This is a genomic window from Rhizobium sp. NLR16a (genome assembly GCF_017948245.1).
GTDB lineage: Bacteria > Pseudomonadota > Alphaproteobacteria > Rhizobiales > Rhizobiaceae > Rhizobium.
In genome coordinates, this window is sequence record NZ_CP072870.1 from 249,661 (window position 1) to 274,292 (window position 24,632).

The following is a 24,632-nucleotide window of genomic DNA, read 5'->3' on the forward strand; positions in this document are numbered from 1 at the left end:
TGACGCCGGTCAAATTGCGGCGCTCTTTTCCGGCTTCCCGATGTCAGCACGCCTTCCGCAACTGGTCGACACTGTCGACCAGGACAATCTTGCCTCTGACTTCGACACCTGCAGGAACGAGCGCCGCGAATGCGCGCGAAAGGGCTTCGGGCGCAAGCCCCAGTTTGCCGGCCAGGATCCTCTTCCGGTAAGGCAGGCGAAATGTGGCCTGCGACGCCGAGGCCGGGCAACGGCTCACGAGGTAGTTCGCGACACGTTGCGCGGCCGTGTGCAGCCGGTCTCCTGCTATGCAATCCATCGCGCCGAGCAGATGTCGGGTCATGATTCGCATGACGTTGCGATGAATGGTGGGGTACCGCTCGGCGAGCGCCCGCAAGTCCGCAAGTTCGAACAGGGCCACCTCCGCTCCGTCGGCGGACCACGCGCCGTAGGCGTAGGTGCCGCCGCCCGACAGAAGATATTCGCCGAAGGTGTCGCCGGGCTCGCAGACGCAGATATCCGCCTCGCGCCCGGCGGACTCGGATTTGGAAAGTCGGACGAATCCGCTCATCACGCAATAGACGAACAACGCTGGCTGGCCTTCTGCAATGATCCGCTCATCCGCAGCGAATGTTTGAAACTGAGCTGTAGCGGCGAGCTCCTCTATCGTCGACTCGTGGAGGCCGTCGAACAGGTCAGACCGCAAAAGTATGGGATTTTTCGCAAGCATCGATCTTCCTCTCGTCTTGGTCATATGCGGCTCAAGATTTGTTGCGGTCGGTTTCGTCCTCGATGAGAATTCGCCAAGCAGCTCCTTCAAGGTCGTCATACTGGCCGCTCTTCAGCGACCAGAGGAATGCCAGGAGGCCCATTCCCCCCATCAGCAGCGCGATCGGGATCAGATAGATCAGCATGTTCATGCGGTTTTGACCTCCCCGCCGGCTCGCGCTTCGGTCGGCATGGGGGAGTGTTTGCCGAAGGTATTCAACCGCAGCGCATTGGTTACGACGATGATCGATGATGTCGACATGGCCACCGCTGCGATCAGCGGCGTCGCCAGTCCGGCGATCGCGATCGGGACCGCCAGCAGGTTGTAGCCGATGGCCAGAACAAAGTTCTGCCGGATCAGGCTGGCGGATCGTCGCGCGACGGCGATCGCTTCCGGAACGGCATCGAGCCGTTCGTTGAAAAAGACGAGGTCGGCGGCCTGCCTGCCGATGTCGGATGCGGTGGCGGGCGCCATCGAGACATGCGCGGCGGCAAGTGCCGGCGCGTCGTTGATCCCGTCGCCGACCATGAGCACGCGATGGCCCTCGCCGCTCAGCCTCTGGCATTCCTCGACCTTCTGCTTCGGCGCCACCGCGCTCAGAGCCCTTCGAATACCGAGAGCCCGCGCCGTGTTGTCGACGACGGTTTGCCGGTCGCCTGATACCATCAGCGTTTCAAGGCCGGCGGCAGTGATATCGCGGACAGCCTCGGCAGCGCCGGGGCGAAGCGTGTCGTCAAAGAGGAAATATGCCAGTTCGGCACCGTTCTTCGACAGGACCACTTCCGAAAACGGCCTGTCGGCCGCGCCGGTCGTAGGGCCGGTTTCGCAGGCAAAGGCCCGATTGCCCAGCCGATAGACATCCGTTCCATTGCTGGCCTCCAGCCCCCCAGCGGGTATTTCCGTGACCCTGTCGAAGGAGAAGGAAGAAGCCTGCTCCATGTTCCGCAGCAGCGCCTGGGAAAGAGGATGCCGTGAATGCGCGGATAATGCGCAGGCGATGGCGGTATTGCTCGCGTCGGTCGCCTCGACCCCGACGAGGCGGGGCCGCCCCATCGTCAGCGTGCCGGTCTTGTCGAAGGCGACGATATCCGCCTCGGCCAGTCTTTCGAGCGCCGAACCGTCCTTGACCATGATGCCCTTGCGAAAAAGCTCACCCGCCGCGACCACCTGAACCACGGGAACGGCAAGGCCGAGCGCGCACGGGCATGTAATGATCAGCACCGCGACCGCGACCAGCATCGCCTGTTTCCAGTCGCCGCCGAAAAATCCCCAGGCGAGAAAGGAGACCAGCGCCAACAGGTGCACGGCCGGGGAATAGAGCGCTGCGGCCCGATCGGCGATCCGGCGATAGCGAGCCCTGCCGCCTTCGGCGGCTTCCATGAGGCTGATGATTTCCGATAGAAGGGAATCCCTCGCCACTTTCGTCGCCCTCAGGATGAGGGAGCCGGTCAAGTTCATCGCACCCGAATTCACCGCGCTGCCTTTGGCGACGGCGACCGGACTGCTTTCACCGGTGACGATGGAGAGGTCCACGTCGCTCTCGCCGTTGACGATCATGCCGTCGACGGGGATGCGCTCGCCCGCCGCGATCGCGATGTCGTCACCCACCGCGATCTCTTCCACCGGAACGTAGCGGCGCGATCCGTCCGGCATCATCAGCAGCGCCCCGCGCGGGGCCAGTCTTGCCAGACCGTTGATCGCCGCGCGTGCCTTTTCGCGCATTACGTGATCGAGGGTTCTGCCGATCAGCAGGAAGAACAGCAGCGAAACCGAAGCGTCGAACCATGCGTGTTCGCCGTGATGCACGGTCTCCCACAGGGAGACGGCATAGGAGAGCGTCACCGCGAGCGAGATCGGAACGTCCATGTTGGTGCGCCCGCGTTTCAAGGCGTTCCAGGCCGATTTGAAGAAGAAGCGCCCCGCATAGACCAGTGCGGGGGCCGCGATCATCGCCGAGATCCAGTGAAACATGTCCCGGGTCGCCGCGTCGGCGCCAGACCAGACCGACACCGAGAGCAGCATGATGTTGGCAGCTGCAAAACCAGAAACCCCGATCGCCAGCAGCAACTGGTTCCTGATTCGGTCGTTTTCAGGCGCCGCGGCTGTGAAGAGATGCGCGCGGTATCCAACCGCATTGATGGCTGCGAGGATTTCGGAGGGATCGGTCGCCTGCCTTTCGAATTCTTCCTGATAGATGCAGCTAACCCGGCGGGCAGTGAGATTGACCCGGGCCTTCCTGACGAAGGGAAGCGCCGACAGCGCTTTTTCGATGGTGACTATGCAGCCGCCGCAGTGGACGTCGGGGACACTGAGGTCGAGCTGATGCAATCCGGCCCCGAGCGGGTGGCTCGCCAGCCGGACTTCGTCGGCGCTGGCCGATGTCGCGCTGAGGGCGAGTACGCTTTCCGTATCCATGGTGCAGCAGGTCATTGGCCAAACTCCGCCGTATCGATGCGCTTCGCCTCGTGCATGACGACCACGCCGTTCCTTCTCGATATGGCCTCGACGATCCAGTCGCCGCCGGTCACCTCGTGGTCGGCTTCGAACCGGCCATCGCCGGTCCTCCGGAGCGTCAGGTGGAAGTCCTCGTGATCACCGACCGGTCTTTTGAAGTTCAGCGTGACATCGTCGATGATCGCAGGCGCGCCCTTGCCATCGTGGATGTCGTAGCGGATCGCGCGGCCCTTGACGGAGAGAGCGCCCTCGACGCCGGAGGCGGCCATCGCCTTCATCGCTGCCGCCTTGCCGTTGAATTCCTGACTGGCCACATAGGTGTTTTCAACGACCAGGCCGCTCCAGCTGGATGAGGCATAGAAGGCCATGGTGACGTTGACGGCAATCACGACGGCGAAAAATGCCGAGGTGGCGAGCAGCATGTGCAAGCCGGTAAAACCTCGAGTGGACGCCTTCATTTCACCTCTCCCGGTGCGTTGAACGCCGCGCGATAGGTCGCCCGGTCGGAATGGTCCGAATCTTCGATAACGAATAGGAATTCATTGATCTCGGCCCCGTCGGGCTTGCGCGTCACGAAGACCTTCAGCGTCGTGGCCGCGTCCGGTTCGGCATGGACCGTGAAGCTGCGGCCATCCTGCCTGCCGAACTCGGGAATGCGCATCACGCCGCCCTCGAGCCCGATGAGGGTGATGGTCACATCCCGCGGCGTCGGCACCATGTTGAGGACGCGAAGTGTGTAGCCGTTGCGGATGGAGCCGTCGCTTTCCAGGACATATTGGGGGTTGCGATCATGGACGACGTTGAGTTCGAGTCGTTCGCGGAAGGCAAGATGGATGACCATGGCGATGCCGATCGATGCCCAGACGACGGCGTAGAAAACGATCCTCGGACGAAAGATGATCCGCCAGTCGAAATGCCGGACCGCCGAGATGAAGCTTCCATCGGCGTTTCGGACATTGGAGGGCTGGATGGCGGTCCGTCCTCCGTCCGTCGCAAGCGACATGTTGCTCGAATATTCGCTGAGCGTCGCATAGGCGATCAGCCCGCGAGGTTTTCCCAGCTTGTCCATGACGCCGTCGCAGGCATCGATGCAGAGCGCGCATGTGATGCATTCCATCTGCTGACCGTCGCGTATGTCGATGCCCATCGGACAGACCGCGACGCAGGCATTGCAATCCACGCAATCGCCGACCGGCAGGCCCTTGGCCTGGGTTTTCTTGGCGTGGCGCGACCGCTGCTCGCCTCGCCAGTCATTGTAGGTGACGACAAGCGAATTCTCGTCCAGCATCGCGCCCTGAATGCGCGGCCACGGACACATGTAGGTGCACACCTGTTCGCGCATCAGCCCCCCAAGCACATAGGTCGTGGCTGTCAGGATGGCGATCGTTGCATAGGCGGCCGCAGGAGCGCCGCCACCAAACAGCGAAGCCGCCAGGCTCGGCGCGTCGGCAAAATAGAAGATCCACGCCCCGCCGGTGGCGCCTCCGATCAACAGCCAGATCGCATGCTTGATCAACCGCTTGCTGAGCTTGTCGAAAGTGAAGGGGCCGGCGTCGAGCTTCATTCGCGCGTTCCGGTCCCCTTCCATGGCGCGTTCGACGACGAGAAACAGGTCTACCCAGACTGTCTGCGGACAGGCGTAGCCGCACCAGGCGCGGCCGACCGCGGCGGTGACGAGAAAGAGGCCAAAGCCCGCCATGACGAGCAGGCCCGCGACATAGTAGAATTCCTGGGGCCAGATTTCGATGAAGAAAAAGAAGAAGCGCCGGGAGGAGAGGTCGACGAGAATTGCCTGATCGGGCGCGTAGGGACCGCGATCCCAGCGGATCCACGGCGCCAGGTAATAAATGCCGAGCGTGATCAGCATCACCATCCATTTGAACCGGCGGAATCGACCCTCGGCGCGCTTTGGGAAGATCTTCTTGCGCGGCGCATAGAGAGGCTGTCGGTTGCGCCGGGCGTTGACCGGCTCGACACTGACGCGCTCAATGTCATTCGGATCTGGGGCGGTGTAGAGATTCATGGAGACCTGTCCAGTGTTTGCCTGCCCTTGTCCCACCCGCGGCGCATCCGTTCCTTGATGCAGATCAAGAAATGACCTTTCGGAATGAAAAGGCCACGCCCCGGGGTAAGGGCGTGGCCGGAGGACAGCGGGGGAGAAACACCGCTGAGACGTCCTCGACAGGAGCTGAAATTATCGGCTCGTCTGCTTGTGATCCTTGAGGCAGATCAAGCTTACGATCGAATTTCCGATCTTTGCCGGATCCTCCTGTTCGGCCGACGGCGCCACCGCCTTGGCGCGTTCCGAAACGCGAGAGCGGATGATGGCGCGCGGCGTGCCATAGAGACCGAGGATGGGATTGTGATCGTGGACTGTCATCGTTTCTCCTTGGAGCATTTCCGTTTTCCTTGAATCACGGAAATGCTCTATCTCTTTGTTTTCTCGCCATTGCGGGCGCAAAACCGCCGCGCACTTTTGCTTGGGTTGCTCTAGGTTCCGCCGCCAAGCGAATGGACGAAAATGGTGAGCTCCTTGACTGTCGTGTCGCCCAAGCGTGCTGCCCAGGCAGGCATGACGCCATGTTTGGGAAAGGCGACCTGGCGGACGATGGCATCCTCGCCGCGTGCCTTCAGCCAAATCGCGTCGGCAAGATCCGGGGCACCCATTTCCGCCTTTCCTCTGGCATCCTCGCCGTGACATGCGGCGCAGTTATCGAGAAAGACCTTTTTTCCGGCTTCCGCGACTGTGGGATTCGAGGGCGCGTTGGTCAGCCCCCAGACGTAGGCGGCGACCTGTCGCATCTGGACAGGCTCCAGCACATCGGCAAAGGCCGGCATCTCGGAGGCGTGCGTTTCGGCATCCGAATCGAATCGGATCCCGTGGGCGATCGTCGTCTGGATGGCGCCCAAGTCGCCGCCCCACAGCCAGTCGTCATCGTTCAGGTTGGGAAAGCCGGGGCCGCCGCTCGCCCCCGAGCCATGACAGGGCGCGCAATTGACTTTGAATGAGGACGCACCGCCGGCAATTGCGAATTCACGGAGGGCAGGATCGGCGTCGATCTCCTGAACCGTCTTTGCAGCAATCAGGTCGTGAAACTGCGTCTGAGACGCCTTGGCCTGATTTAGATCCTGCTGCAGCTCCGCGCGGGTTGAGTAGCCGAAATAGCCTTTAGTGGCGGAAGTGATCATCGGGATAGCGGGGTATGCAATCGCATAGCCAACCGCCCAAAGTATGGTGGCGTAGAAGGTCCACACCCACCATCGGGGCATGGGATTGTTGAGCTCGCGAATGCCGTCCCATTCATGTCCGGTCGTTTCGACACCGCTGAATTCATCGATATGTTTTTCCGACATCTCAATCGTCCTTCAAGGGAATATCGGCGGCTTCTTTCGCCGTCTGCTTGCTGCCCGGGCGAAGGGTGAATACGACCACGCCGACGAAGAATGCCGCCATGGCGAGGAGCCCCCAGCTGTCGGCGAAGTGTCTCATTGCAGTGTAGGTTTCCATGGATCACCTCAACGGTAGCCGGACGCGTCGTCATAGGTCGAAAAATCGACCAGCGTTCCGAGCATCTGCAGATAGGAGACCAGCGCGTCCATTTCGGTCAGCCTGGTCGGGTCGCCGTCGAAATCGCCGACCTTAGCCTTCGGATAGCGTTCGAGGAGGGCCATCGTGTCCGCATTCGGATCGGCCTGAGCCTTCATGTCGGCCTCCGCATTCGCCAGCATGTCGTCGTTGTAAGGCACGCCGACGTCCTCGTTGGCCTTGAGGTCCATTCCGACGTCCTTGACGGTGACCTCCCGCTCCTTGAGGAAGGCGTAGCTCGGCATGATCGATTCCGGCACCACGGCCCGCGGATTTGCGAGATGCTGGACATGCCATTCGTTCGAGTAACGTCCGCCGACACGGGCCAGGTCCGGCCCGGTGCGTTTGGATCCCCACTGGAACGGATGGTCGTAAATCGATTCCGCGGCCAGCGAATAATGGCCGTAACGTTCGACTTCATCACGGAACGGCCTGATCATCTGGCTATGGCAGAGATAGCAGCCTTCACGGATATAGACGTTGCGCCCGGCGAGCTCCAGCGGCGTGTAAGGCCGCATGCCTTCCACTTTCTCGATCGTGTTCTGCAGATAGAACAGCGGTGCGATTTCAACGATGCCGCCGATGCTGACGACGAGCAGCGAGCCGACCAGAAGAAGCGTCGCGTTCTTCTCGAGGATCTTATGTTTATCCAATATCGATGCCATGTCTCACCTCATTCGGCAGGCTGTGCCTGGGGCACGAAAGTGGTCGGGATTGCGGCTTCGTCGCGCAGGTGGCCGCGGATCGTCATGGACACGTTCCAGGCCATGACGAGACCGCCCGCCAGATAAAGCGCTCCGCCGACCGCGCGCAGCACGTAGTAGGGGATCATCGCCGCGACCGTTTCGGCGAAGGAATAGACGAGAAAGCCCTGGGAATTGTATTCGCGCCACATCAGCCCCTGCTGGATACCGGCAACCCAGAGCACGGCGGCGTAGATCACGATCCCGAGGGTCGCGAGCCAGAAGTGCCAGTTGACCATCCGCAGGCTGTAGAGACGTTCGCGCCCCCACAATTTCGGTGTCAGGTAATAGATCGCCCCGAAGGTGATCATCCCGACCCAGCCCAGCGCGCCGGAATGCACATGGCCGATCGTCCATTCGGTATAGTGGCTGAGCGAATTGACCGATTTGACCGACATCATCGGGCCCTCGAAGGTCGACATGCCGTAAAAGGCGATGGCGACGATCATCATGCGGATGATCGGGTCGGTGCGGATCTTGTCCCAGGCGCCCGAAAGGGTCATCAGGCCGTTGATCATGCCGCCCCAGGAGGGCATCCAGAGCATGACCGAGAAAACCATGCCGAGCGTCTGGGCCCAGTCGGGCAGCGCCGTGTAATGGAGATGGTGCGGGCCGGCCCAGATATACATGAAGATCAGGGCCCAGAAGTGGATGATCGAGAGCCGGTACGAATAGACGGGCCGGTTGGCCTGCTTCGGCACGAAATAGTACATCATGCCGAGGAAGCCGGCGGTAAGGAAAAAGCCGACGGCGTTGTGGCCATACCACCACTGCGTCAGCGCATCCTGAACGCCCGAGAAGAGAGAATAGCTCTTGGACCCGAGGAACGAGGCCGGTACCGCAAGGTTGTTGACCACATGCAGCATCGCGATGGTGACGATGAAGCCGAGATAGAACCAGTTCGCCACATAGATATGTGGTTCTTTGCGCTTCAGGATCGTTCCGAGATAGACGGCGAGATAGGCGACCCAGACAACGGTCAGCCACAGGTCGACATACCATTCGGGCTCGGCATATTCACGCGCCTGGGTGATGCCGAGCACGTAGCCGGTTGCCGCCATGACGATGAAGAGCTGGTACCCCCAGAAGACGAACCAGGCGAGGCTGCCGCCGAAGAGACGTGCGCGACAGGTCCGCTGCACCACGTAGAAGGACGTCATGATCAGCGCGTTGCCGCCGAAAGCGAAGATGACCGCCGATGTGTGAACCGGCCGCAGCCTGCCGAAATTGAGATAGGGCGCGAAATTGAGGTCGGGAAAGGCCAGTTGCAGCGCGATAATGACGCCGACCAGGAAGCCGACCACGCCCCAGAATACGGTGGCGATCAGACCATAGCGGATCACGTCGTCGAAATAGCCGGACAGGTCGACCTTCCGCCGTTGGTGCGCCGGTGCGAAGTCGATCCTCCTGACAAGGAGCAGGGTTCCCGCAACCAGGCAGAAGCTGAGTATGCCCATATGGACCGCAAAGAGATGATCATGCGCGAATGCGGCTCCGAGCAGCGCTAGAAACGCCGCGACCGCGAGCATCATTGTTTCCACAGTATAATTCATGATGTCGTCCCCAGTGCAAAGACGACCGCCCCGCGGCCGGCTTTCTCGTAGTTCGGGGCAGGACTGTCACGAAGCCGGCGACGGCTCCTTGATCTACATCAACAAGGAGACTCCAAGCTGCGGATGGACCACCGCTGTTACACATTGTTACACTCTTTCACCCTTTGGCACCGTCCGCTCATTCGCGTGTGACGCAGCGGCTTTCTACTGCACCCACTGCCACGAGGGGACACGACGATGCTGATGCAGAACAACCACGCGTTCGAAAATGCCGAGCAAACGGGCGAAGCCATTAATGCCGGCCAATCGCTTTCGTCGCTTTTCCGGAGCTCGGCGGCGGAACCCGTCGCAGCCGGCAAGGCGATTTGCTGGGAGGGCGATCAGGCGAAGCATCTCTTCCAGGTGGAAGAAGGCGTCGTTCGCCTGCATCGCATCATCGGCGAAGGCCGCCGGGTGATCACCGCCTTTCATTTCGCCGGCGATCTCATCGGCGCATCCTTGCAGAACGATTTCATTTTCACTGCGGAGGCCGTCACCGAATGCAAGATCCGGCGCATGTCGCGCAAGAGCTTTCATGAAGAAGTCGCCCGTTCCGACGCCCTCGGCCCGGCCTATATCTCCCTGCTCTGCCAGGAGGCGGCCGCTGCGCATGAACAGATGGTGCTGTTGTCGAAAAAGAATGCCGAGGAACGCCTCTGCAGTTTCATCGTCAAGCTTGCATCGCGCCGCAACCCGCGGCCGCGCCAAGGGTTGGTGCGCGTTCCGATGAACCGCCAGGACATTGCGGATCATCTCGGCCTGACCATCGAGACCGTGTCTCGCACGATCACGAAACTGGCATCACGCAACATCGTTATTCCCGAGGGCAGGCACGACCTGAGGATCGTCAATCTCGCCCGCCTGAAACAGTTGTCCGGTGACGCAGATGATTTTACTGACGATTCCTGTCATAGGGTCAACCTGCACTGATGGAACAAGCCGGAGGATCGACATTCATGCCTCACCGCCTCGTGTCACCGAGAACCGCATCGCCGCAGGAGCTGGATGCCATGGTGCACGTGCTCGACGGAGCGGATATCATGGTTCATCGTTTCGACGGAACGATCACGCATTGGTCGATCGGCTGCGAGAACATGTATGGCTGGGCAAGAGAGGAGGCCGTCAGCGAGAAGGTCCACGAACTTCTGGCGACGAAGTTTCCCGAACCGGCGGAAAACATCCGCGATCAGTTGAAATCGCGCGGCTTCTGGCACGGCGAAATCATTCATCGCCATAAGAGCGGGCACGACATCCATGTCGCCTCCCGCTGCGTGCTGGTCAATCTGCCGGACGGAGAGCTTACCGTCATCCAGACAAACAGCGATGTCAGCGCCCTGAGGCAGGCTCAGGAGGCGGTCAAGTCGCGTGAGGCACATCTCAGTTCGATCCTCGATACAGTGCCCGACGCAATGGTAGTCATTGACCACAAGGGAACGGTACTGTCGTTCAGCAAGGCTGCCGAAAAACTGTTCGGAATGCCGGCGGAGGAGATTTGCGGCCGTAATGTCAGCAATCTGATGCCGAATCCCTACCGCGACGCCCACGACGGCTATATCGACCACTACATCGAAACCGGCGAGAAGCGCATCATCGGCTACGGGCGCGTCGTAACCGGACAGCGGGCCGATGGATCGCAATTCCCCATGGAATTGCACGTTGGCGAGGCGACGGCCAATGGCGAGCGGATTTTCACGGGTTTCGTCCGCGATCTGACGAGCCGATTCAAGATCGAGGAGGATCTCCGTCAGGCCCAGAAGATGGAAGCCGTCGGCCAATTAACGGGTGGCATCGCGCACGATTTCAACAATCTTCTCACCGTCATCAGCGGCAATCTCGAAATGATTGAGGACAAGCTGCCCTCCGGAAGCCTTCGAGACATTCTCCACGAGGCTCAGGCCGCCGCGCAGGACGGGGCGATCCTGACCGGCCAGCTGCTGGCTTTCGGCCGACGGCAGCCGCTGAATCCCAAACATGCCGATCTCGGTCAGCTCCTCAGCGGCTTTTCGGATATGCTGCGACGAACGCTCGGCGAAGATATCAGGCTGTCGACCGTCATTGACGGGTCGGGCCTCAACGTCCTCGTCGACAGTTCACAGCTTCAGAACGCCATTCTCAATATTGCCCTGAACGCAAGGGACGCCATGCCGAAGGGCGGCAGTCTGACGACAACGATTTCGCACGTCCATCTCGATGCCGATTATGCGAAAATGTATCCGGAGGTGCGCAGCGGCAACTTTGTCCTCATTACCATGACGGACACCGGCACGGGCATGACCGAGGAGGTCAGGAAGCGCGCGATCGAGCCGTTTTTCACCACCAAGGAGGTCGGCTCGGGCACGGGGCTCGGACTCAGCATGGTCTATGGTTTCGTCAAACAGTCGGGCGGGCATCTCCAGCTTTACAGCGAGGTGGGGCGCGGCACGACGGTCAGGATATATCTGCCGGCGGTCAACGGGGTAAAACCCCGGGAGCCCGCGGCGGATGATGGCAGCGGCGAGAGCCAGCTGCCGCGCGGCGACGAAACGGTGCTGGTCGTCGAGGATGATGCCCGCGTCCGCCGCGTGGCCGTCGCCAGGCTCGCCTCAATGGGCTACAGGGTGCGTGAAGCCGAAAACGGCCACCGTGCACTCGACCTCCTGCGGGAAAATCCCGAAATCGCGCTGCTGTTCACCGATATCGTCATGCCGGGCGGGATGACGGGCGACGAACTCGCACGACAGGTGCGCCTCCAGCGTCCCGACATCGCGGTTTTGTTCACCTCCGGATATAGCGAGCCGGGCCTTGCGGGCAAAGGCATCGTTCCCGGCGCACAGTGGCTGCGCAAGCCCTATACCGCCAAGGAACTGGGGTTGAAGATCCGCGAGCTTCTCGACGCGAGGTGATCTCGGACCTGCTGCCATCTCGAATTGCTGACGCCCGCCAGGCGAACGTCCTCCCGGTCATCTGCGTCGCCTGACGGCTTCGTCGGAACGCTCCGGCAATTGGCGCAAGGCCGTATGGCCGAGTAAGGCAAGGCCATTCCTGGTGTGGCGGGCAACAGCCAAAAACTGATCTTCAGCTTTTTCCGGGAATTTGACGGGCGTCAAAGAGGCCGGTTTCGGCATCTCCTAAAACAGGTTCATGAGGCTGATCGAGCCTCGCAGAACAGGAGATTGCAAATGCGTTTGAAATTCGGTCTGATCGCTGCGGCGGCAGCCTTGATTGCCTCGGCAGCGCCGTTGCTGGCCGCCGACCACCAGGTTCAGATGCTCAACAAGGGCGCCGACGGCGCAATGGTGTTCGAGCCCGGCTTCTTGAAGATCGCCCCCGGCGACACCGTCACCTTCATTCCCACCGACAAGAGCCACAACGTCGAGACCTTCAAGGGCCTCATTCCGGATGGCGTCGCCGAATTCAAATCCAAGCCGAACGAACAGTATCAGGCCAAATTCGATGTTGCCGGCGCCTATGTCCTGAAATGCACGCCGCATGCCGGCATGGGCATGGTTGCCTTGATCCAGGTCGGCGACAGCCCGGCCAATCTCGAAGCGATCAAGACGGCAAAGGTGCCGAACATGGTACGCAAGCGGCTCGATGCCGATCTTGTCCATATCGCCCAGTGATCAACGACCGGTGCGGATGGCCGTGATCGCGCGCCATCCCGCACGATGGAGAACCATCATGTTCAAGCCTGTGATGCTTGCTTTCGCGGCGGTTGTCTGTGCGGCCGGCGCAGCTGTTAGATGCCGGCTGGCAACGAGACGCTGGACCGGCGCCGGCCGAAGTCATTCGGCGCATTTCAAAAGCAGCCTGTCGGAATGACGGTCACTGCGGAATTCAACCGTCGCGTCTGCTTGCCAAGGTGAACAACCGACACATCTGAATTCTATGAACAAGGCCCCGACACTCTTGTCCCAGCTAGCCGACCATGCCGAGACAATCCTCCTCGGCAAGGCCCTGGAGCAATTCGGTGCGCTTTGCCTGCGTGATGGACCGGGCGGCGGTTATGAGGTCCTGCTCATCACGACGCGCGAAACGGTGGACCATTCCGAAGGGCTGGCCCATCAAGGGTCTCGCGCCGCATGAGGTGGTCGAGCGTGAGGCCTGGGAAGAAGCGGGTGTGAAGGGGCGGGCGAAGAAACGCGCTTTCGGCTGCTTCTCCTATCTCAAGACGCTTCAGGATGGGAAACAGGTGGCGTCATTCGTGACGGTGCACGTCATGACGGTTCGCCACACCAAGTCCCGTTTCCCGGAGCACAAGGAGCGCAAGCTCGCCTGGATGCCGCCTCTCGAGGCGGCCTCAATGGTGAACGAGCCGGAATTGAAAAGCCTGTTGCGGCGCGTGGACCGGCAAGCGCGTTCTTGAGATGTCGGCACGGTAATCCGGCTTTGCTCAGGCTGCTTCGGTCCGATTGGTCGCCTCCTCCAGCCGCGCTGCAGTTTCCGTCGCCCGCTGCATTAACGTCATGATCTCGCGTTCGGACCGGATATGACTGCGCATCGAGCACAAGAACGAACGCAGCTGATATCCGACAGTTTCCCAGGAAAGCCGGCAGCCCCCCTCGCCCACCGTTTCCAGGGTGACGGCCACGTCTCGCGCGGCGCCAAGACCCACCAGGCGGCCTGCCCGCCGCCGTTCTTCCGCGCCGGCTTTTTCCGCGGCGTCCATGATCAATCCGAGCCGGGAGGAGATCAGCCGCTGTTCGAGCTCATGCGTCGTCTGCAGCAGCGGAAGCAGGCCGCGAGAGATGCGGTCGCAAAGATCTTCGTCTATGTGGCAAGGCAGGAAATCGGCGATTGCCTGGAGCACGTCGCACCACAACATCAGTTGGTCGTAGCAGCGTTCGAGTTCCATGAAATCGGTCGGAATCGGCTTGTTCATCATATTACCTCTGCAAGAAATGACCGGCGATCTCTACTGCCGTGTGACAAACGCGAAGACGGTGCTGGCGCACCCCTGCCAGCAATCTATCAACCCACCGCCTGAAGGGCATGAGTAAACAGGCCGGAGTCATGGATCGGCACTTCCAGCCTGGCTCTGATTCAGGTCAGGCGGCCTTGCTGTGCGTGCGTCCGTGCGAGCCGAAATAGGCGTCGAATGCCGCCGCGACGGCACGGACCATGAAGCGTGCATCCTGAGATACGACGATCCGCTCGCCGCTGATCGCCACGACGCCGTCGGCCACCAGCTCGCCTAGGCGCTCGTTGCGTTCGACAAGGAAGCCGGTGTCGAAACCCGAGCCGCTGCTCACCTTTCCGAGATTGACCTCGAAATCGCACATCAGCCTTTCGATGATTCTCGCGCGAAGTTTGTCCTCTTCGGTGAGAAGATAACCCTTGGCCGTGGGCAGCATGCCGGCGGCAACCCGCTCGGCATAAAGTCCGAGAGGCACGTGGTTCTGCATATAGCCGCTCGGCAGCCGTCCGATCGCGGAAGCGCCAAGGCCGATGAGGCTATCGCAATCATCCGTGGTATAGCCCTGGAAGTTCCGTCTCATCGTGCCGTTGCGGGCGGCAAGTGCGAGCTGATCCTGCGGCAGTGCAAAATGATCGAGCCCGATACGCACATATCCGGCTTGTTGAAGCTCCCGGGCGATGGCTTCGGCCTGCTCATTCCGCTGTTTTGCGTCCGGCAGCGATGCTTCGTCGATGAGGCGCTGGTGTTTTTTGAAGGCAGGTATATGGGCATAGCCGAAAACGGCGAAACGTTCGGGACGCAGCTCTGTGGCCAGGCGGACCGTTTCCACGCAGGATTGGACCGTCTGCTTCGGAAGGCCATAGATCAGGTCGAAATTGATGCTCGTCACACCTGCCGAGCGCAGCCCGACGACCGCCCTCTCCGTCTGCTCGAAGGACTGCAGCCGGTTGATTGCCGCCTGCACGACCGGATCGAAGCTCTGGACGCCGAGGCTCGCGCGATCGACGTCGTTTTCGCCGAGCGCATCGATCATGGGAGCGGCCAATGTGCGCGGATCGATCTCCACGGCAACACTGGCATCTGCCTCGAAAGCAAAGGCGCTCCTGAGCTTTGCCATCAGGGCGGAAAAGTCCCGAGGTTTCATGATTGTAGGGGTGCCGCCGCCGAAATGAACGTTCCTGACGGGCACGTCGTTTCCGGCGGCAAAGGAGACGAGTTCGATCTCCTGGTTCATCACATCAAGATATTCGACGACCGGGGCGTCCTGCCGGGTGTTGGTCGTGTGGCAGCCGCAGTACCAGCACATCGAATGGCAGAACGGTACGTGGAGATAAACCGAAACAGGCCCGGTCTTGCCGATATCGGCGAGACCGCGGGCATATTCATCCGGCCCAACGGTGGCCGAAAAAGCCGGTGCCGTCGGGTAACTCGTATAACGCGGAAGCCGCGCATCGCCGTATTTGGCGACCAGATCGTCGGACATGTCACATCCCTTTCCAAAAGCAGGATGCTTTATGACCTCCAGCGCCGCGCTCTTCCTTGTCCCAAATCAATGATGATGCCGTCGCCGCGGAAATCATCCGGATATTTGTCCGCTGTCAAAGTCAGCTCTTCCGAAGCCGCCTAGGGTCTCGTTCTGACACGGGACGAGCCGCGGTCCCGTCCGTTCGAAGAACGCGGCACAAGGAAACAAGCAAGAATGACTGATGCGCAGAACCTCCAGGGTAAAACCCCTCATATCGATGTCCGCACATTGCCACCTGCCGAGCGGCATCCCCGGATCTTCGGCACGCTAAGCGCGCTGACCCCCGGCGGCAGTTTGCTGATCACGAGCGATCACGAACCTCGGCCGCTGCACTATCAGCTTGAAACCGGATTTCCCGGAAAGTTCTCCTGGGACTATCTGGAACAGGGCCCTGAAATCTGGCGCGTGCAGATCACCCGGCAGGATGCCGGTTGCGACTGCTGCTGCGGCAGCCACTGAGGTCGGATCGGCGCGATGATGCCTGTCGGCACAACTCTGTCGCGTTGGACAATGTCCTATTTCGGCGCGGCGCTGTTCTTCCTGCTTCTGGCCGAAAGCCTGCTTTCGGCCGGGGTTTGGACGCCGTCCGCGGCTGTCGCCGAGCCCCATGCTCTGATCATCGTGCATTCGATGACGATCGGCTGGCTCGGCCTGCTGATGATTGGCGCGCTGCTGCAGTTCACGCCGGTGCTGACGGGCCTTGGCCTGCCGACCGGGCGGCTCGATCTGCCGTGCCTCGTGGGCTCGATCGCCGGGCTCGGACATCTCCTCTGCGGCTTTCAGCTCATCGACGCGGGATCCGCTGCGGCAGGCCCGGTCATGATCGCGGCATCGGCGATACTGCTTGCCTCGCTCCTGTCGATCGCATGGGTGCTGCTATCAGGCCTGTGGCGCGGCAGGGCGGCGCACCCGGCTTCGCCGCTCGTCATGCTCGGCTTGGCATGCCTTGCGGTGACGGTCGCGCTGGGATCGCTGTTTGCCGTTACGGTTTCGGGGCCGACGGCCACCCCCGGCATCAGCGAATTCGTCACCAATGCCGTCCCGTTCCATGCGAGCTTCGGTCTCGCCGGATGGATGACCTTTGCCGCCATCGGCGTCAGCTACAAACTGCTGCCGATGTTCCTGCTTTCCGCCGAGATGAAGAAATCGCCGTTCATCCGCAACACGGGATCGTTTGCGGCAACGACGCTTGGCTTTGCCGCGGTCGCGACGATATTCGAGCCATCCTTGGGGCAACGCATCTTTCTGATGGGATCGCTGTTCTTCCAGCTGCCGATCGCGGCCTATCTGGCCGAGCTGTTCCTGACCTATCGCGCAAGACGCCGAAAAGACCTCGAATTGAACATGTCGGGATCCCTGCCCGCCTTCGTTCTGCTCGGCCTTTCGGTTCCGATGTTCGCCGTTGCCCTGGCCAGCGATGCCGGGCCGCAGAGTTTTGCCGCCATAGCCTATCTGTTCGTCTTCGGCTGGCTGACCGGCCTCGGCTTGTCACAGCTCTTGAAGATCATTCCTTTCCTGACCTGGATCGAGGCGTTCGGACCACTTCTCGGACGCAGGCCCACGCCCCGGCTGGCCGACCTGCTCAATGGGCGACGGGCCGCAGCTTGGCTCTGCATCTTCTATCTCGCCGTCGTCGCATCAGCGGCGGCGATCGCGGCCGGATCGGATGCCGGTTTTCGTCTTGCCGTCACGGCTCAGACTTTCGCCACGGCTGCTCTTGTCACGGAGCTTGTCCTTGCACGTCGCCTGGCGAATATCGACTCCGCCGCGAAGGGAGCACCCTTTCAACAGCCGGCGCTTTTCGTCGCCGCCAAACCACAGAGGTAACGACAATGGTTCAGCTCCGTGAACTGGACGTAAGACAGATCCTGCGCGACGGCGGCATGCCGTTTCAGCTCATCATGGACACGTTCGCAAGTCTCGACCCCGACGAAGGCCTGCGGCTTCACGCCATATTCGAGCCGGTCCCTTTGATCCGCCAGCTGGAACGTCGCGGCTATTCGCACCTCAGCCGGCGCCTTGCCGAGGACGACTGGCAAATCGATTTCGTCCCTCATCAAAAGACCAACGGCGATCCCATAACGGCAACTGCAACGGCGGAGGCGATCTGGCCGGAACCGAGCTGGAACCTTGATCTGACGGACCTCGCGCCGCCGGAGCCGATGGAGCGCATCCTTTCGCGCCTGGAATCGATGGAAAGCGGCGAAGTGCTGTTTGCGCTTCTGAACCGCGAGCCACTGTTTCTGTTCAATGAGCTCAAGGCCCGCGGCCATGAATGGATCGGGGATTTCGATGCCAGCGGCAAGATCTACAGAATCATGATCAGGGCGACCCCGGCGAATGTTTCCGATGCCCGCGCATGAGATCTCCAGATCGGCAATTCTGGCAGCGTTACGCGCTATCGAGGACCCGGAGCTCGGAACTGATATCGTCGAACTCGGGCTTGTTTACGCCGTCGGAATTTCAGATGACGGCACCGTCAGGATAGAGATGACGACGACGACCCGCTTCTGTCCGGCCTCCGCCTTCATCGCGGAGGCGGTGAAGGCGCGGACGGAAGAGATCGTCGGCGTTTCGGCCGCCACCGTCGACATGGTCTACGAGCCGGCCTGGTCGCCTGAGATGATGGGGCGGTTGCCGGGGGAGTGAATGCGAATGCCGCCTGAGAATCAGGCGGCATTCGCTGTCACGGCTGCCGCGCCGCCAGCGCTTTCCGGTTACGCCACAGGAACGGAGCATGTTCGAGCGCAAACAGGCCGAAGGCGACCGACCAGCCGAGCGCCGATAGCGTCAACAACTGCATCGTGAAAGCGGGGACCAGTTCTGCCGCGGGCCTGAGGAGCGCGACCACGGCAAGCACGACATAGGACGCGTTTGTCATCGGGCTGGACTTCAATTTTCGCCCGGTATGGCCTCGGCTTGCCCGCGTCATGACGGCCAGCATCATCGTCGACATGGCGCCGATCGCAAAAACATGCAGCACGGCGACCTGCGACAGACCGATCGAACCGAAGGCGACGGCGGCAAATCCCAGCGGAACGAAACCATAGGCGGCGTGCAGCACGAACAGGATCGGCTCGGGCCAGGTCGTCCAGCCGCGCCAGCGGATCAGCCTTATACCGTTCATGGCTGCCGCGGCGGCCGCAGACAGGCCGGTTGCGATGGAGCCGGGCGAGATCGCCCACGCGGCGAGCGAGACGGCGCCGACGATGATCGTTGCTGCGTCGAAGCCGCTGTAAGGCACCGGAAAATCGGTGCGGCCGCGTTGATTGATCCAGTTCCGGGTAAAACTCGGCAGGATCCGCCCTCCGACGATGGTGACGAGCAGGACGTAAGCGCCAAGGCCGAGGCGCATGCCAAGTTCGGGACTGCCGCCCGCGAGCACCTCGAAATGGAAGAAGATGTTGGCGAAAGACAGGACGGCCAGCCCGCCAACGACCTTCAGATCCTTCCATTTTCTTCCCGCAATCACTTCGCGGGCGGACAAGACGAGCATGAGCGGAAGGAAAAGGCTGTCCATAAAGACGGCGGCCGTCACCCAGACGCCGCTGCTCGTCAGCATGGCGATACGGCCGATGCTCCATACCGCAAAGAGGCCAGCGAGGGGGGGGCCTGCAATGGGAAGGCGGCCGCTCCAGTTCGGGATTGCGGTGAGGAGAAAACCGGCGAGAACAGCGGGCGCGAAACCGAAGAGCATCTCGTGCGCGTGCCAGTAGAGCGTCCCGTAATCGCCTGCCACCATGACACCGTAATTGAGGAATGCCGTCCAAAGGCCGATGCTCACGATCGCCCACAATGCCGCGGCTAGAAAGAAGGGACGAAAGCCGTAAGAGAAGAGGACCATTCCGGAGCGGCTCATTCCACGAGGCGTTCTGGTCTCCGCGTCCTTGGTAATCTGCATGATCGATGTCTCCATTTTGATCATGCAGAAATGCCGGGACGCAAGACAGCAGTCGTTGAGATTACGCAAAGAACATCTGTCGAACTTTGTGCCGGCACAAACAGTGAGTTTGCGCCACGTCAAAGATTTCCATCCGGTTTCTTCTACTCTCCCCTTCGACAGGGCGGCGTCCGCTCGGTCTTCGACTACAGGAGATTAGAATGACAAATACTCTGCAAATGACCCGGCGCACGATGCTGACGGGTGCTGCTGTTGCCGGAGCGCTGACGCCAATCATCGTATCCAGCACGGTGCAGGCCAACGAAGAGGTTGCGGCGGCCGACGCCCTGAAGACTGCCAAACAGACGAAGGTTGACCTGGCGAAGCTTCCCCGCGAGAAGATCGCGCTCGTCAAGCCGCCCTTCGTTCACACGCACCAGCAGAAGGCTGACGGCGGGCCGAAGATCAAGGAGTTCACGCTGACCATCCAGGAAAAGAAGATGATCCTGGACAAGGACGGCACCGAAATCAACGCCATGACCTTTGACGGATCGGTTCCCGGTCCTCTTATGGTGGTGCATCAGGACGACTACGTCGAGCTGACGCTGGTCAATCCCGAAACCAATACACTTCAGCACAATATCGACTTCCATGCAGCGACGGGCGCACTGGGCGGCGGGGCGCTGACAGTGGTCAACCCGGGCGAGAGCACGGTCTTTCGTTTCAAGGCGACCAAGGCTGGCGTATTCGTCTATCACTGCGCCCCTCCCGGCATGGTTCCGTGGCACGTCACATCGGGCATGAACGGCGCGATCATGGTCCTGCCGCGCGAGGGTCTCAAAGACGGCAAGGGTAAGCCGCTGGTCTACGACAAGATCTATTATGTCGGGGAGCAGGACTTCTACGTCCCGCGCGACGCGAGCGGCAAGTTCAAGAAATATGACAGCCCCGGCGAAGCCTATGATGAGACGGTCGCAGTGATGAAAACCCTGACGCCGACCCACATCGTCTTCAACGGCGCGGTCGGCGCTCTGACCGGGGAAAATGCGATGACCGCCAAGGTCGGCGAAACCGTCCTGATCGTTCATTCGCAGGCCAACCGCGATACAAGGCCGCATCTGATCGGCGGGCACGGCGAATATGTCTGGGCGACCGGCAAATTCCTCAACCCGCCCGACACGGATCAGGAAACCTGGTTCATCCCCGGCGGCACGGCGGGTGCTGCCCTTTACACTTTCGCTCAGCCAGGCATCTATGCCTACGTGAACCATAACCTTATCGAGGCCTTCGAGCTGGGGGCGGCGGCCCACTTTAAGGTGACCGGCGAATGGGACGACGATCTCATGACCTCGGTCAGGGCGCCGTCGGCAAGCTGACCTGGCGGAGGGGGCGGTGCGCGGGCCAGGGGCGGCCCGCGCACCATTCTCATTTTTGGAACAGGAGCATGATGTCGCCGGAAAACCGCATACGGTTTTCGGCATCATGCTCCAGGGGACGCGACTTGCGAAAAAAACATGGCCCGGAACGCAACGATTGAGCCGGTTTCAGGCATATCCATCGCAATTCCTCTCGCGCTGCTCGTGGTCCTCTCGGCCGCGCTTGCGGTGCAATCCGGATTCGTGGTGGCGCAAGGGCCTGAGGCGACCGTTGCGGCGCCGCAGACAATCACGGTTGCGCCGCATCGTTTCGCCTATCGCGACGCCGCCGAGTATTTCCGTGACGGTCTGGCCATCGACGCACCCAAACGCGACGTGAGCGTGATTTCATCGCTCGAAATCATGAAATACCAGACCACGCTTCGCGATTACAATCGCTGCGTGGCCGAGGCCATTTGTGCGCCGGCCGAGACCGGAGACGGCGCACCGCCGCGGGAGGAGACTCCGGTGACCGGCGTGAGCTACGACGACGCGCTCCGATATGCGGCCTGGCTGTCGGAACGCACGGGGAGCGAATGGCGGCTGCCGACCGATTTCGAGCTGGCCTATGCCGCCGCCGACCGTTTTCCTGACGATGCTCTCGGCATAGATCCCGACGACAGGAATCCTGCTAACCGCTGGCTCGCCGATTACGAGCGTGAAGCGCGCAGGGCAGCGGCGATCGACCCCCGACCACAGCCGCAGGGCTCGTTCGGGATCAGTCAAACCGGTCTGGTGGATTTCGCCGGCAACGTCTGGGAGTGGACGTCGACCTGTAACAAGCGGGTCGATCTCGGCCAGAACCGCCGCGTCGAGGAGCCTGACCCCAGGAGCTGTGGGATCATGATAGCCGCCGGCAAGCATCGCGCTCCGATGAGCAGTTTCGTCCGGATTCCCAAGGGCGGCGGATGTTCTGTCGGAAGTCCGCCCGACAATCTCGGCTTTCGCCTCGTTCGCCAGCACGGGTTGCTCGAAGGCCTGAAAGATTGGGCGCGCAGAGGAATGACCGATGTGTTCGAACAGGCAGCGAGCGACAGGGCCAGAACAGGATGACGATGAAAGTTGACCGGACGATTTTGAAGTCGCTGCCGCTCTTCGAGCGAATGACGGATACGGATCTCGACGCGATGCTGCAGCACGCAGCTCCGCGCCGCGTTGCGCAGGGTGATGCGGTGTTCGAGCAAGGCGCCCGGGCGAAATCGTTTTTCCTGCTCCTGCACGGCCGTCTGAAAGTGACGCAGGTGACTCAGGACGGACAGCAGATCATCGTGCGGATGGTCCATCCAGGCGATTTGTTCGGCTTTGCGATGGCGCTGCGCAGGGAGGACTATCCCGGGACGGCGGTAGCGGCGGCCGAAAGCCTCGTCATCAGCTGGCCGACGGATATGTGGCCGCGTTTCGTCGAACAGAACCCCCGCCTGGCTGTGACGGCCATGCAGACGATCGGTCAGCGGCTGGAAGAAGCACATACGCGCATTCGCGAGATGTCGACCGAGGAAGTGGAAAAGCGGGTGGCGCACGCCGTCCTCAGGTTGTCCAAACAGGCGGGGCGGCCGGTGGCAAGCGGCATCCGCATCGATTTCCCGATATCGCGTCAAGACATCGCCGAAATGACGGGAACGACGCTGCATACGGTATCGAGAATTCTAAGCGCCTGGGAGGCGAAGGGAATGGTCGAAGGCGGCCGGCAGAAGCTGACGGTGACTGATCCTCAGAAACTTCTCAATCTCGCCAATGGCGAGCGGGATTAAACCTATCGCAATACCCGCGATGTCCCTGGCAGTTCGCTGCGAGACCAGGAGAATGAGTTTGACAGAATTCCTTGCCGCCTTCGCCCTCTTTCTCGCGCTCCATTCCATTCCGGCGGTTCCAGCCATCCGGTCGGAAATAATCCGCCACGTCGGTCGTCCGGTCTATTTCGTCGGTTACTCGGCCGTTTCCGCCGCCGCCCTGATCTGGGTTTTTTCCTCCGCACTTGCATTGGACTATATACCGTTATGGGAGCTCAGGCCGGCAAACGCCGCGGTCGCTTTCGTGTTTGCCCCCTTCGGTATATTTCTGGTCATCGCTGGGCTTTTGAGCGCCAACCCTCTATCCATTACCCTGAACCCGTCGCCCACACTCGGCTCTGTCACGAAAATCACCAGACATCCGGTCCTTTGGGGTTTTGCTGCTTGGGCGAGCGGCCATATCGCCGCAAACGGCGACCTGCGTTCGCTGCTGCTGTTCGGAGGATTTGCCGCATTTGCTCTGGGCGCGATTCCGATGACCGAAAAAAGGTCGAAACGACGTCTCGGCGGCTCTTGGGCGAAGCTGGCGGGGCATAGCTCAATCCTGCCGTTCGCCGCCTGTTTGAAAGGCGAGCAGTCCACCTTCGATATGCCGATGCTTGTCGCAGGCCTTTTAACTGCGGTCCTGACCCTGTGGCTGCTGTTCGCAGGCGGTCACAGCGCGATGTTCGGCGCCGACCCCCTCGCCCTCTTCATTTGACCGAAGTCAAAGCGTGTTGCGACCGGCGCCGTAACTTGGAGAAAAATTTTGAAGCCGCAGCGACGAACCAATGATCCGGAGCGATGGAATGCCGTATGAAATCGTCACAGCAAGTCTCGATGCGAAAGACAAGTCAGGGCATATCGACGTGCGGTTCGGGCCTGACATGAAGACCGTCATCGTGTCGCGGCGGGCATTGCTGTCGGTGGCCTCGCCGCCGCGGGCAACCGAATTCCGCCTTCTTCAATACGTCGATACGTTCTGCCAGATAGCCGCGCGCCGCCTTGCCTCAACGAGCGCAAACACGGTTCTGATCACGGCAAACGATGTCCGCGGGTGGCTCTGCGCGTGGCAATCCTCGCCGGCCCCTGTCCCGATGCAGACGAAACGCCATCAGTTGCAGGACGCCAGACCGGCGTAACTCTGACCGGAATGGATTTGCGGTTTCGATGAGGACAACGAACCGGCGGCTGGTGACACCAGCTTGACGGGCATGTTAAAGACGATGCTATTGAATTGGGTCTGAACGAGCAACGGCTTGGCGGATGGACGATGGCAGCACTTCAGCATGACGCGCATCTTCTCGTCGTCGACGACGATCCGCGCATTCGCCAGATGTTGACGCGCTATTTCGAGGATGAGGGTTATACGGTCTCTTCCGCCGCCGACGGGACCGAGATGCGCGTGCGCCTGCGCCAGCAGAATTTCGACGCCGTCCTGCTCGACCTCGTTCTTCCCGGCGGCACTGATGGCCTTGATCTTGCCCGTGAAATCCGCGCCCAATCCGACGTGCCGATCATGATGCTGACTGGCCGCGACGACGTTGTCGATCGAATCGTCGGCCTGGAGGTCGGCGCCGACGATTACATCGCCAAGCCCTTCCATCTCCGGGAGGTCCATGCGCGCCTGAAATCGATCCTGCGCCGCCGGCAAGCTCCCGCGCGCAGTGCCGAGGCGGCTGGCGAGGAGATTATCGGCTTCGAAGACTGGAGGCTCAATCTCAGCCGCAGGCAGCTTTTCGATCCGGAAGGCACGGAAATCGAGTTGACGACCGGCGAGTTCGATATGCTGACGACCTTCGTCCGCCATGCCGGACGGGTTCTGACTCGCGACGTGCTGATGGACCTGACCCGGGGCCGAAGCCTCGAAGCGTTCGACCGGACGATCGATGCCCAGATCGTCCGGCTGCGGCGCAAGATCGAGACGGACCCGAAGAAGCCGCAGTTCATCAAGGCCGTGCGCGGCGTCGGCTACGTCTTTACCGCAAGGCTGGATTGACGGCTTTTGGAGATGGCGAGGCTG

The 24,632-nt window shown here is 61.2% G+C and carries 26 protein-coding genes and 1 pseudogene; 14 read left to right on the top strand and 13 right to left on the bottom strand.

The window, feature by feature from the left end; all coding sequences use genetic code 11:
- Positions 1 to 43: 43 nt before the first annotated feature.
- From J7U39_RS30105 to ccoN, 10 genes are all read right to left on the bottom strand, one after another.
- On the bottom strand, positions 44 to 709 hold the full coding sequence (locus tag J7U39_RS30105) for a cyclic nucleotide-binding domain-containing protein (RefSeq protein ID WP_210633549.1): 666 nt from the start codon (positions 707 to 709) through the stop codon (positions 44 to 46).
- Positions 710 to 740: 31 nt separating this feature from the next.
- Positions 741 to 899 (bottom strand): cbb3-type cytochrome oxidase assembly protein CcoS, encoded by a 159-nt coding sequence (gene ccoS, locus J7U39_RS30110; RefSeq protein WP_210633356.1) that lies wholly within the window; start codon positions 897 to 899, stop codon positions 741 to 743.
- A complete protein-coding gene (locus J7U39_RS30115) occupies positions 896 to 3,178 on the bottom strand; it encodes a cation-translocating P-type ATPase (RefSeq protein ID WP_210633357.1) in 2,283 nt (760 codons plus the stop codon). Before J7U39_RS30115 ends, ccoS begins: the two co-directional genes overlap by 4 nt.
- Positions 3,175 to 3,660: a FixH family protein gene (locus tag J7U39_RS30120; protein WP_210633359.1), complete on the bottom strand. Its 486-nt coding sequence runs from the start codon at positions 3,658 to 3,660 to the stop codon at positions 3,175 to 3,177. Before J7U39_RS30120 ends, J7U39_RS30115 begins: the two co-directional genes overlap by 4 nt.
- Entirely contained in the window at positions 3,657 to 5,225 is a 1,569-nt protein-coding gene (gene ccoG / locus J7U39_RS30125; protein ID WP_210633361.1) for a cytochrome c oxidase accessory protein CcoG, read from the bottom strand. Before ccoG ends, J7U39_RS30120 begins: the two co-directional genes overlap by 4 nt.
- A 171-nt stretch (positions 5,226 to 5,396) precedes the next feature.
- Positions 5,397 to 5,582, bottom strand: coding sequence for a hypothetical protein (locus J7U39_RS30130; RefSeq protein ID WP_210633362.1), 186 nt, complete (start codon positions 5,580 to 5,582; stop codon positions 5,397 to 5,399).
- Between the two features lie 110 nt (positions 5,583 to 5,692).
- A complete protein-coding gene (gene ccoP, locus J7U39_RS30135) occupies positions 5,693 to 6,556 on the bottom strand; it encodes a cytochrome-c oxidase, cbb3-type subunit III (RefSeq protein ID WP_210633364.1) in 864 nt (287 codons plus the stop codon).
- A gap of 1 nt (position 6,557) precedes the next feature.
- Positions 6,558 to 6,710: a CcoQ/FixQ family Cbb3-type cytochrome c oxidase assembly chaperone gene (locus J7U39_RS30140; RefSeq protein ID WP_017969139.1), complete on the bottom strand. Its 153-nt coding sequence runs from the start codon at positions 6,708 to 6,710 to the stop codon at positions 6,558 to 6,560.
- A gap of 8 nt (positions 6,711 to 6,718) precedes the next feature.
- Entirely contained in the window at positions 6,719 to 7,453 is a 735-nt protein-coding gene (gene ccoO, locus J7U39_RS30145) for a cytochrome-c oxidase, cbb3-type subunit II (RefSeq protein ID WP_210633365.1), read from the bottom strand.
- Positions 7,454 to 7,461: 8 nt separating this feature from the next.
- Positions 7,462 to 9,084 carry a cytochrome-c oxidase, cbb3-type subunit I gene (gene ccoN / locus J7U39_RS30150; protein ID WP_210633367.1) on the bottom strand — a complete coding sequence of 541 codons (1,623 nt, stop codon included), beginning with the start codon at positions 9,082 to 9,084 and terminating at the stop codon, positions 7,462 to 7,464.
- 237 nt (positions 9,085 to 9,321) lie between these two features.
- Here ccoN and J7U39_RS30155 point away from each other — a divergent pair, with 237 nt between their 5' ends.
- From J7U39_RS30155 to J7U39_RS30170, 4 genes and pseudogenes are all read left to right on the top strand, one after another.
- Positions 9,322 to 10,053, top strand: coding sequence for a helix-turn-helix domain-containing protein (locus tag J7U39_RS30155; RefSeq protein WP_210633375.1), 732 nt, complete (start codon positions 9,322 to 9,324; stop codon positions 10,051 to 10,053).
- A 26-nt stretch (positions 10,054 to 10,079) separates the two neighbouring features.
- Positions 10,080 to 12,005 carry a PAS domain S-box protein gene (locus tag J7U39_RS30160; protein WP_210633376.1) on the top strand — a complete coding sequence of 642 codons (1,926 nt, stop codon included), beginning with the start codon at positions 10,080 to 10,082 and terminating at the stop codon, positions 12,003 to 12,005.
- 276 nt (positions 12,006 to 12,281) lie between these two features.
- On the top strand, positions 12,282 to 12,725 hold the full coding sequence (locus J7U39_RS30165; RefSeq protein ID WP_210633378.1) for a pseudoazurin: 444 nt from the start codon (positions 12,282 to 12,284) through the stop codon (positions 12,723 to 12,725).
- Positions 12,726 to 12,990: 265 nt separating this feature from the next.
- Positions 12,991 to 13,468 (top strand): annotated as a pseudogene (locus J7U39_RS30170) (NUDIX hydrolase).
- Positions 13,469 to 13,495: 27 nt separating this feature from the next.
- Here J7U39_RS30170 and J7U39_RS30175 read toward each other — a convergent pair.
- Together J7U39_RS30175 and hemN are read right to left on the bottom strand one after the other, a co-directional pair.
- A complete protein-coding gene (locus tag J7U39_RS30175; protein ID WP_210633379.1) occupies positions 13,496 to 13,984 on the bottom strand; it encodes a hypothetical protein in 489 nt (162 codons plus the stop codon).
- Positions 13,985 to 14,150: 166 nt separating this feature from the next.
- Positions 14,151 to 15,503: an oxygen-independent coproporphyrinogen III oxidase gene (hemN, locus tag J7U39_RS30180; RefSeq protein ID WP_210633381.1), complete on the bottom strand. Its 1,353-nt coding sequence runs from the start codon at positions 15,501 to 15,503 to the stop codon at positions 14,151 to 14,153.
- 216 nt (positions 15,504 to 15,719) lie between these two features.
- Between hemN and J7U39_RS30185 the strand changes: the two genes are divergently transcribed.
- The 4 genes from J7U39_RS30185 to J7U39_RS30200 are packed head-to-tail and all read left to right on the top strand — an operon-like array spanning position 15,720 to position 18,194.
- Complete coding sequence (locus J7U39_RS30185; protein WP_210633382.1) at positions 15,720 to 16,004, top strand: DUF2249 domain-containing protein; 285 nt, start codon at positions 15,720 to 15,722, stop codon at positions 16,002 to 16,004.
- Positions 16,005 to 16,019: 15 nt separating this feature from the next.
- Positions 16,020 to 17,372, top strand: a complete 1,353-nt coding sequence (locus J7U39_RS30190; protein ID WP_210633383.1) for a hypothetical protein — start codon at positions 16,020 to 16,022, stop codon at positions 17,370 to 17,372.
- A gap of 5 nt (positions 17,373 to 17,377) precedes the next feature.
- A complete protein-coding gene (locus J7U39_RS30195) occupies positions 17,378 to 17,908 on the top strand; it encodes a DUF2249 domain-containing protein (RefSeq protein ID WP_210633385.1) in 531 nt (176 codons plus the stop codon).
- Positions 17,895 to 18,194: a metal-sulfur cluster assembly factor gene (locus J7U39_RS30200; RefSeq protein WP_210633387.1), complete on the top strand. Its 300-nt coding sequence runs from the start codon at positions 17,895 to 17,897 to the stop codon at positions 18,192 to 18,194. The genes J7U39_RS30195 and J7U39_RS30200 overlap by 14 nt, the downstream gene beginning before the upstream one ends.
- A gap of 37 nt (positions 18,195 to 18,231) precedes the next feature.
- On the opposite strand, the gene J7U39_RS30205 is transcribed toward J7U39_RS30200, so the two are convergent.
- Complete coding sequence (locus J7U39_RS30205; protein WP_210633388.1) at positions 18,232 to 19,446, bottom strand: NnrS family protein; 1,215 nt, start codon at positions 19,444 to 19,446, stop codon at positions 18,232 to 18,234.
- Between the two features lie 200 nt (positions 19,447 to 19,646).
- Here J7U39_RS30205 and nirK point away from each other — a divergent pair, with 200 nt between their 5' ends.
- The 6 genes from nirK to J7U39_RS30235 all read left to right on the top strand — a co-directional run bounded on the left by nirK (position 19,647) and on the right by J7U39_RS30235 (position 24,608).
- Complete coding sequence (nirK, locus tag J7U39_RS30210) at positions 19,647 to 20,801, top strand: copper-containing nitrite reductase (RefSeq protein ID WP_210633389.1); 1,155 nt, start codon at positions 19,647 to 19,649, stop codon at positions 20,799 to 20,801.
- Between the two features lie 138 nt (positions 20,802 to 20,939).
- Positions 20,940 to 21,893: an SUMF1/EgtB/PvdO family nonheme iron enzyme gene (locus J7U39_RS30215; protein ID WP_210633390.1), complete on the top strand. Its 954-nt coding sequence runs from the start codon at positions 20,940 to 20,942 to the stop codon at positions 21,891 to 21,893.
- Positions 21,894 to 21,895: 2 nt separating this feature from the next.
- Positions 21,896 to 22,591, top strand: a complete 696-nt coding sequence (locus J7U39_RS30220) for a Crp/Fnr family transcriptional regulator (RefSeq protein WP_210633550.1) — start codon at positions 21,896 to 21,898, stop codon at positions 22,589 to 22,591.
- A gap of 58 nt (positions 22,592 to 22,649) precedes the next feature.
- Complete coding sequence (locus J7U39_RS30225; RefSeq protein WP_210633391.1) at positions 22,650 to 23,330, top strand: NnrU family protein; 681 nt, start codon at positions 22,650 to 22,652, stop codon at positions 23,328 to 23,330.
- Between the two features lie 88 nt (positions 23,331 to 23,418).
- Entirely contained in the window at positions 23,419 to 23,751 is a 333-nt protein-coding gene (locus J7U39_RS30230) for a hypothetical protein (RefSeq protein ID WP_210633392.1), read from the top strand.
- Between the two features lie 131 nt (positions 23,752 to 23,882).
- On the top strand, positions 23,883 to 24,608 hold the full coding sequence (locus J7U39_RS30235) for a response regulator (protein WP_210633393.1): 726 nt from the start codon (positions 23,883 to 23,885) through the stop codon (positions 24,606 to 24,608).
- Positions 24,609 to 24,632 lie beyond the last annotated feature (24 nt).

Excerpts from the sequence above, each read along its gene's own strand:
- J7U39_RS30235 (WP_210633393.1), top strand. The coding sequence starts at position 23,883 with ATGGCAGCACTTCAGCATGACGCGCATCTTCTCGTCGTCGACGACGAT.
- J7U39_RS30160 (WP_210633376.1), top strand. The coding sequence starts at position 10,080 with ATGCCTCACCGCCTCGTGTCACCGAGAACCGCATCGCCGCAGGAGCTG.
- J7U39_RS30220 (WP_210633550.1), top strand. The coding sequence starts at position 21,896 with ATGAAAGTTGACCGGACGATTTTGAAGTCGCTGCCGCTCTTCGAGCGA.
- J7U39_RS30200 (WP_210633387.1), top strand. The coding sequence starts at position 17,895 with ATGCCCGCGCATGAGATCTCCAGATCGGCAATTCTGGCAGCGTTACGC.
- J7U39_RS30155 (WP_210633375.1), top strand. The coding sequence starts at position 9,322 with ATGCTGATGCAGAACAACCACGCGTTCGAAAATGCCGAGCAAACGGGC.
- J7U39_RS30120 (WP_210633359.1), bottom strand. The coding sequence starts at position 3,660 with ATGAAGGCGTCCACTCGAGGTTTTACCGGCTTGCACATGCTGCTCGCC.
- J7U39_RS30105 (WP_210633549.1), bottom strand. The coding sequence starts at position 709 with ATGCTTGCGAAAAATCCCATACTTTTGCGGTCTGACCTGTTCGACGGC.
- J7U39_RS30190 (WP_210633383.1), top strand. The coding sequence starts at position 16,020 with ATGATGCCTGTCGGCACAACTCTGTCGCGTTGGACAATGTCCTATTTC.
- nirK (WP_210633389.1), top strand. The coding sequence starts at position 19,647 with ATGACAAATACTCTGCAAATGACCCGGCGCACGATGCTGACGGGTGCT.
- J7U39_RS30185 (WP_210633382.1), top strand. The coding sequence starts at position 15,720 with ATGACTGATGCGCAGAACCTCCAGGGTAAAACCCCTCATATCGATGTC.
- J7U39_RS30130 (WP_210633362.1), bottom strand. The coding sequence starts at position 5,582 with ATGACAGTCCACGATCACAATCCCATCCTCGGTCTCTATGGCACGCCG.
- J7U39_RS30175 (WP_210633379.1), bottom strand. The coding sequence starts at position 13,984 with ATGAACAAGCCGATTCCGACCGATTTCATGGAACTCGAACGCTGCTAC.
- J7U39_RS30195 (WP_210633385.1), top strand. The coding sequence starts at position 17,378 with ATGGTTCAGCTCCGTGAACTGGACGTAAGACAGATCCTGCGCGACGGC.
- ccoN (WP_210633367.1), bottom strand. The coding sequence starts at position 9,084 with ATGAATTATACTGTGGAAACAATGATGCTCGCGGTCGCGGCGTTTCTA.
- J7U39_RS30205 (WP_210633388.1), bottom strand. The coding sequence starts at position 19,446 with ATGCAGATTACCAAGGACGCGGAGACCAGAACGCCTCGTGGAATGAGC.
- ccoP (WP_210633364.1), bottom strand. The coding sequence starts at position 6,556 with ATGTCGGAAAAACATATCGATGAATTCAGCGGTGTCGAAACGACCGGA.
- J7U39_RS30140 (WP_017969139.1), bottom strand. The coding sequence starts at position 6,710 with ATGGAAACCTACACTGCAATGAGACACTTCGCCGACAGCTGGGGGCTC.
- hemN (WP_210633381.1), bottom strand. The coding sequence starts at position 15,503 with ATGTCCGACGATCTGGTCGCCAAATACGGCGATGCGCGGCTTCCGCGT.
- J7U39_RS30230 (WP_210633392.1), top strand. The coding sequence starts at position 23,419 with ATGCCGTATGAAATCGTCACAGCAAGTCTCGATGCGAAAGACAAGTCA.
- J7U39_RS30215 (WP_210633390.1), top strand. The coding sequence starts at position 20,940 with ATGGCCCGGAACGCAACGATTGAGCCGGTTTCAGGCATATCCATCGCA.
- J7U39_RS30165 (WP_210633378.1), top strand. The coding sequence starts at position 12,282 with ATGCGTTTGAAATTCGGTCTGATCGCTGCGGCGGCAGCCTTGATTGCC.
- ccoG (WP_210633361.1), bottom strand. The coding sequence starts at position 5,225 with ATGAATCTCTACACCGCCCCAGATCCGAATGACATTGAGCGCGTCAGT.
- J7U39_RS30115 (WP_210633357.1), bottom strand. The coding sequence starts at position 3,178 with ATGACCTGCTGCACCATGGATACGGAAAGCGTACTCGCCCTCAGCGCG.
- ccoO (WP_210633365.1), bottom strand. The coding sequence starts at position 7,453 with ATGGCATCGATATTGGATAAACATAAGATCCTCGAGAAGAACGCGACG.
- ccoS (WP_210633356.1), bottom strand. The coding sequence starts at position 899 with ATGAACATGCTGATCTATCTGATCCCGATCGCGCTGCTGATGGGGGGA.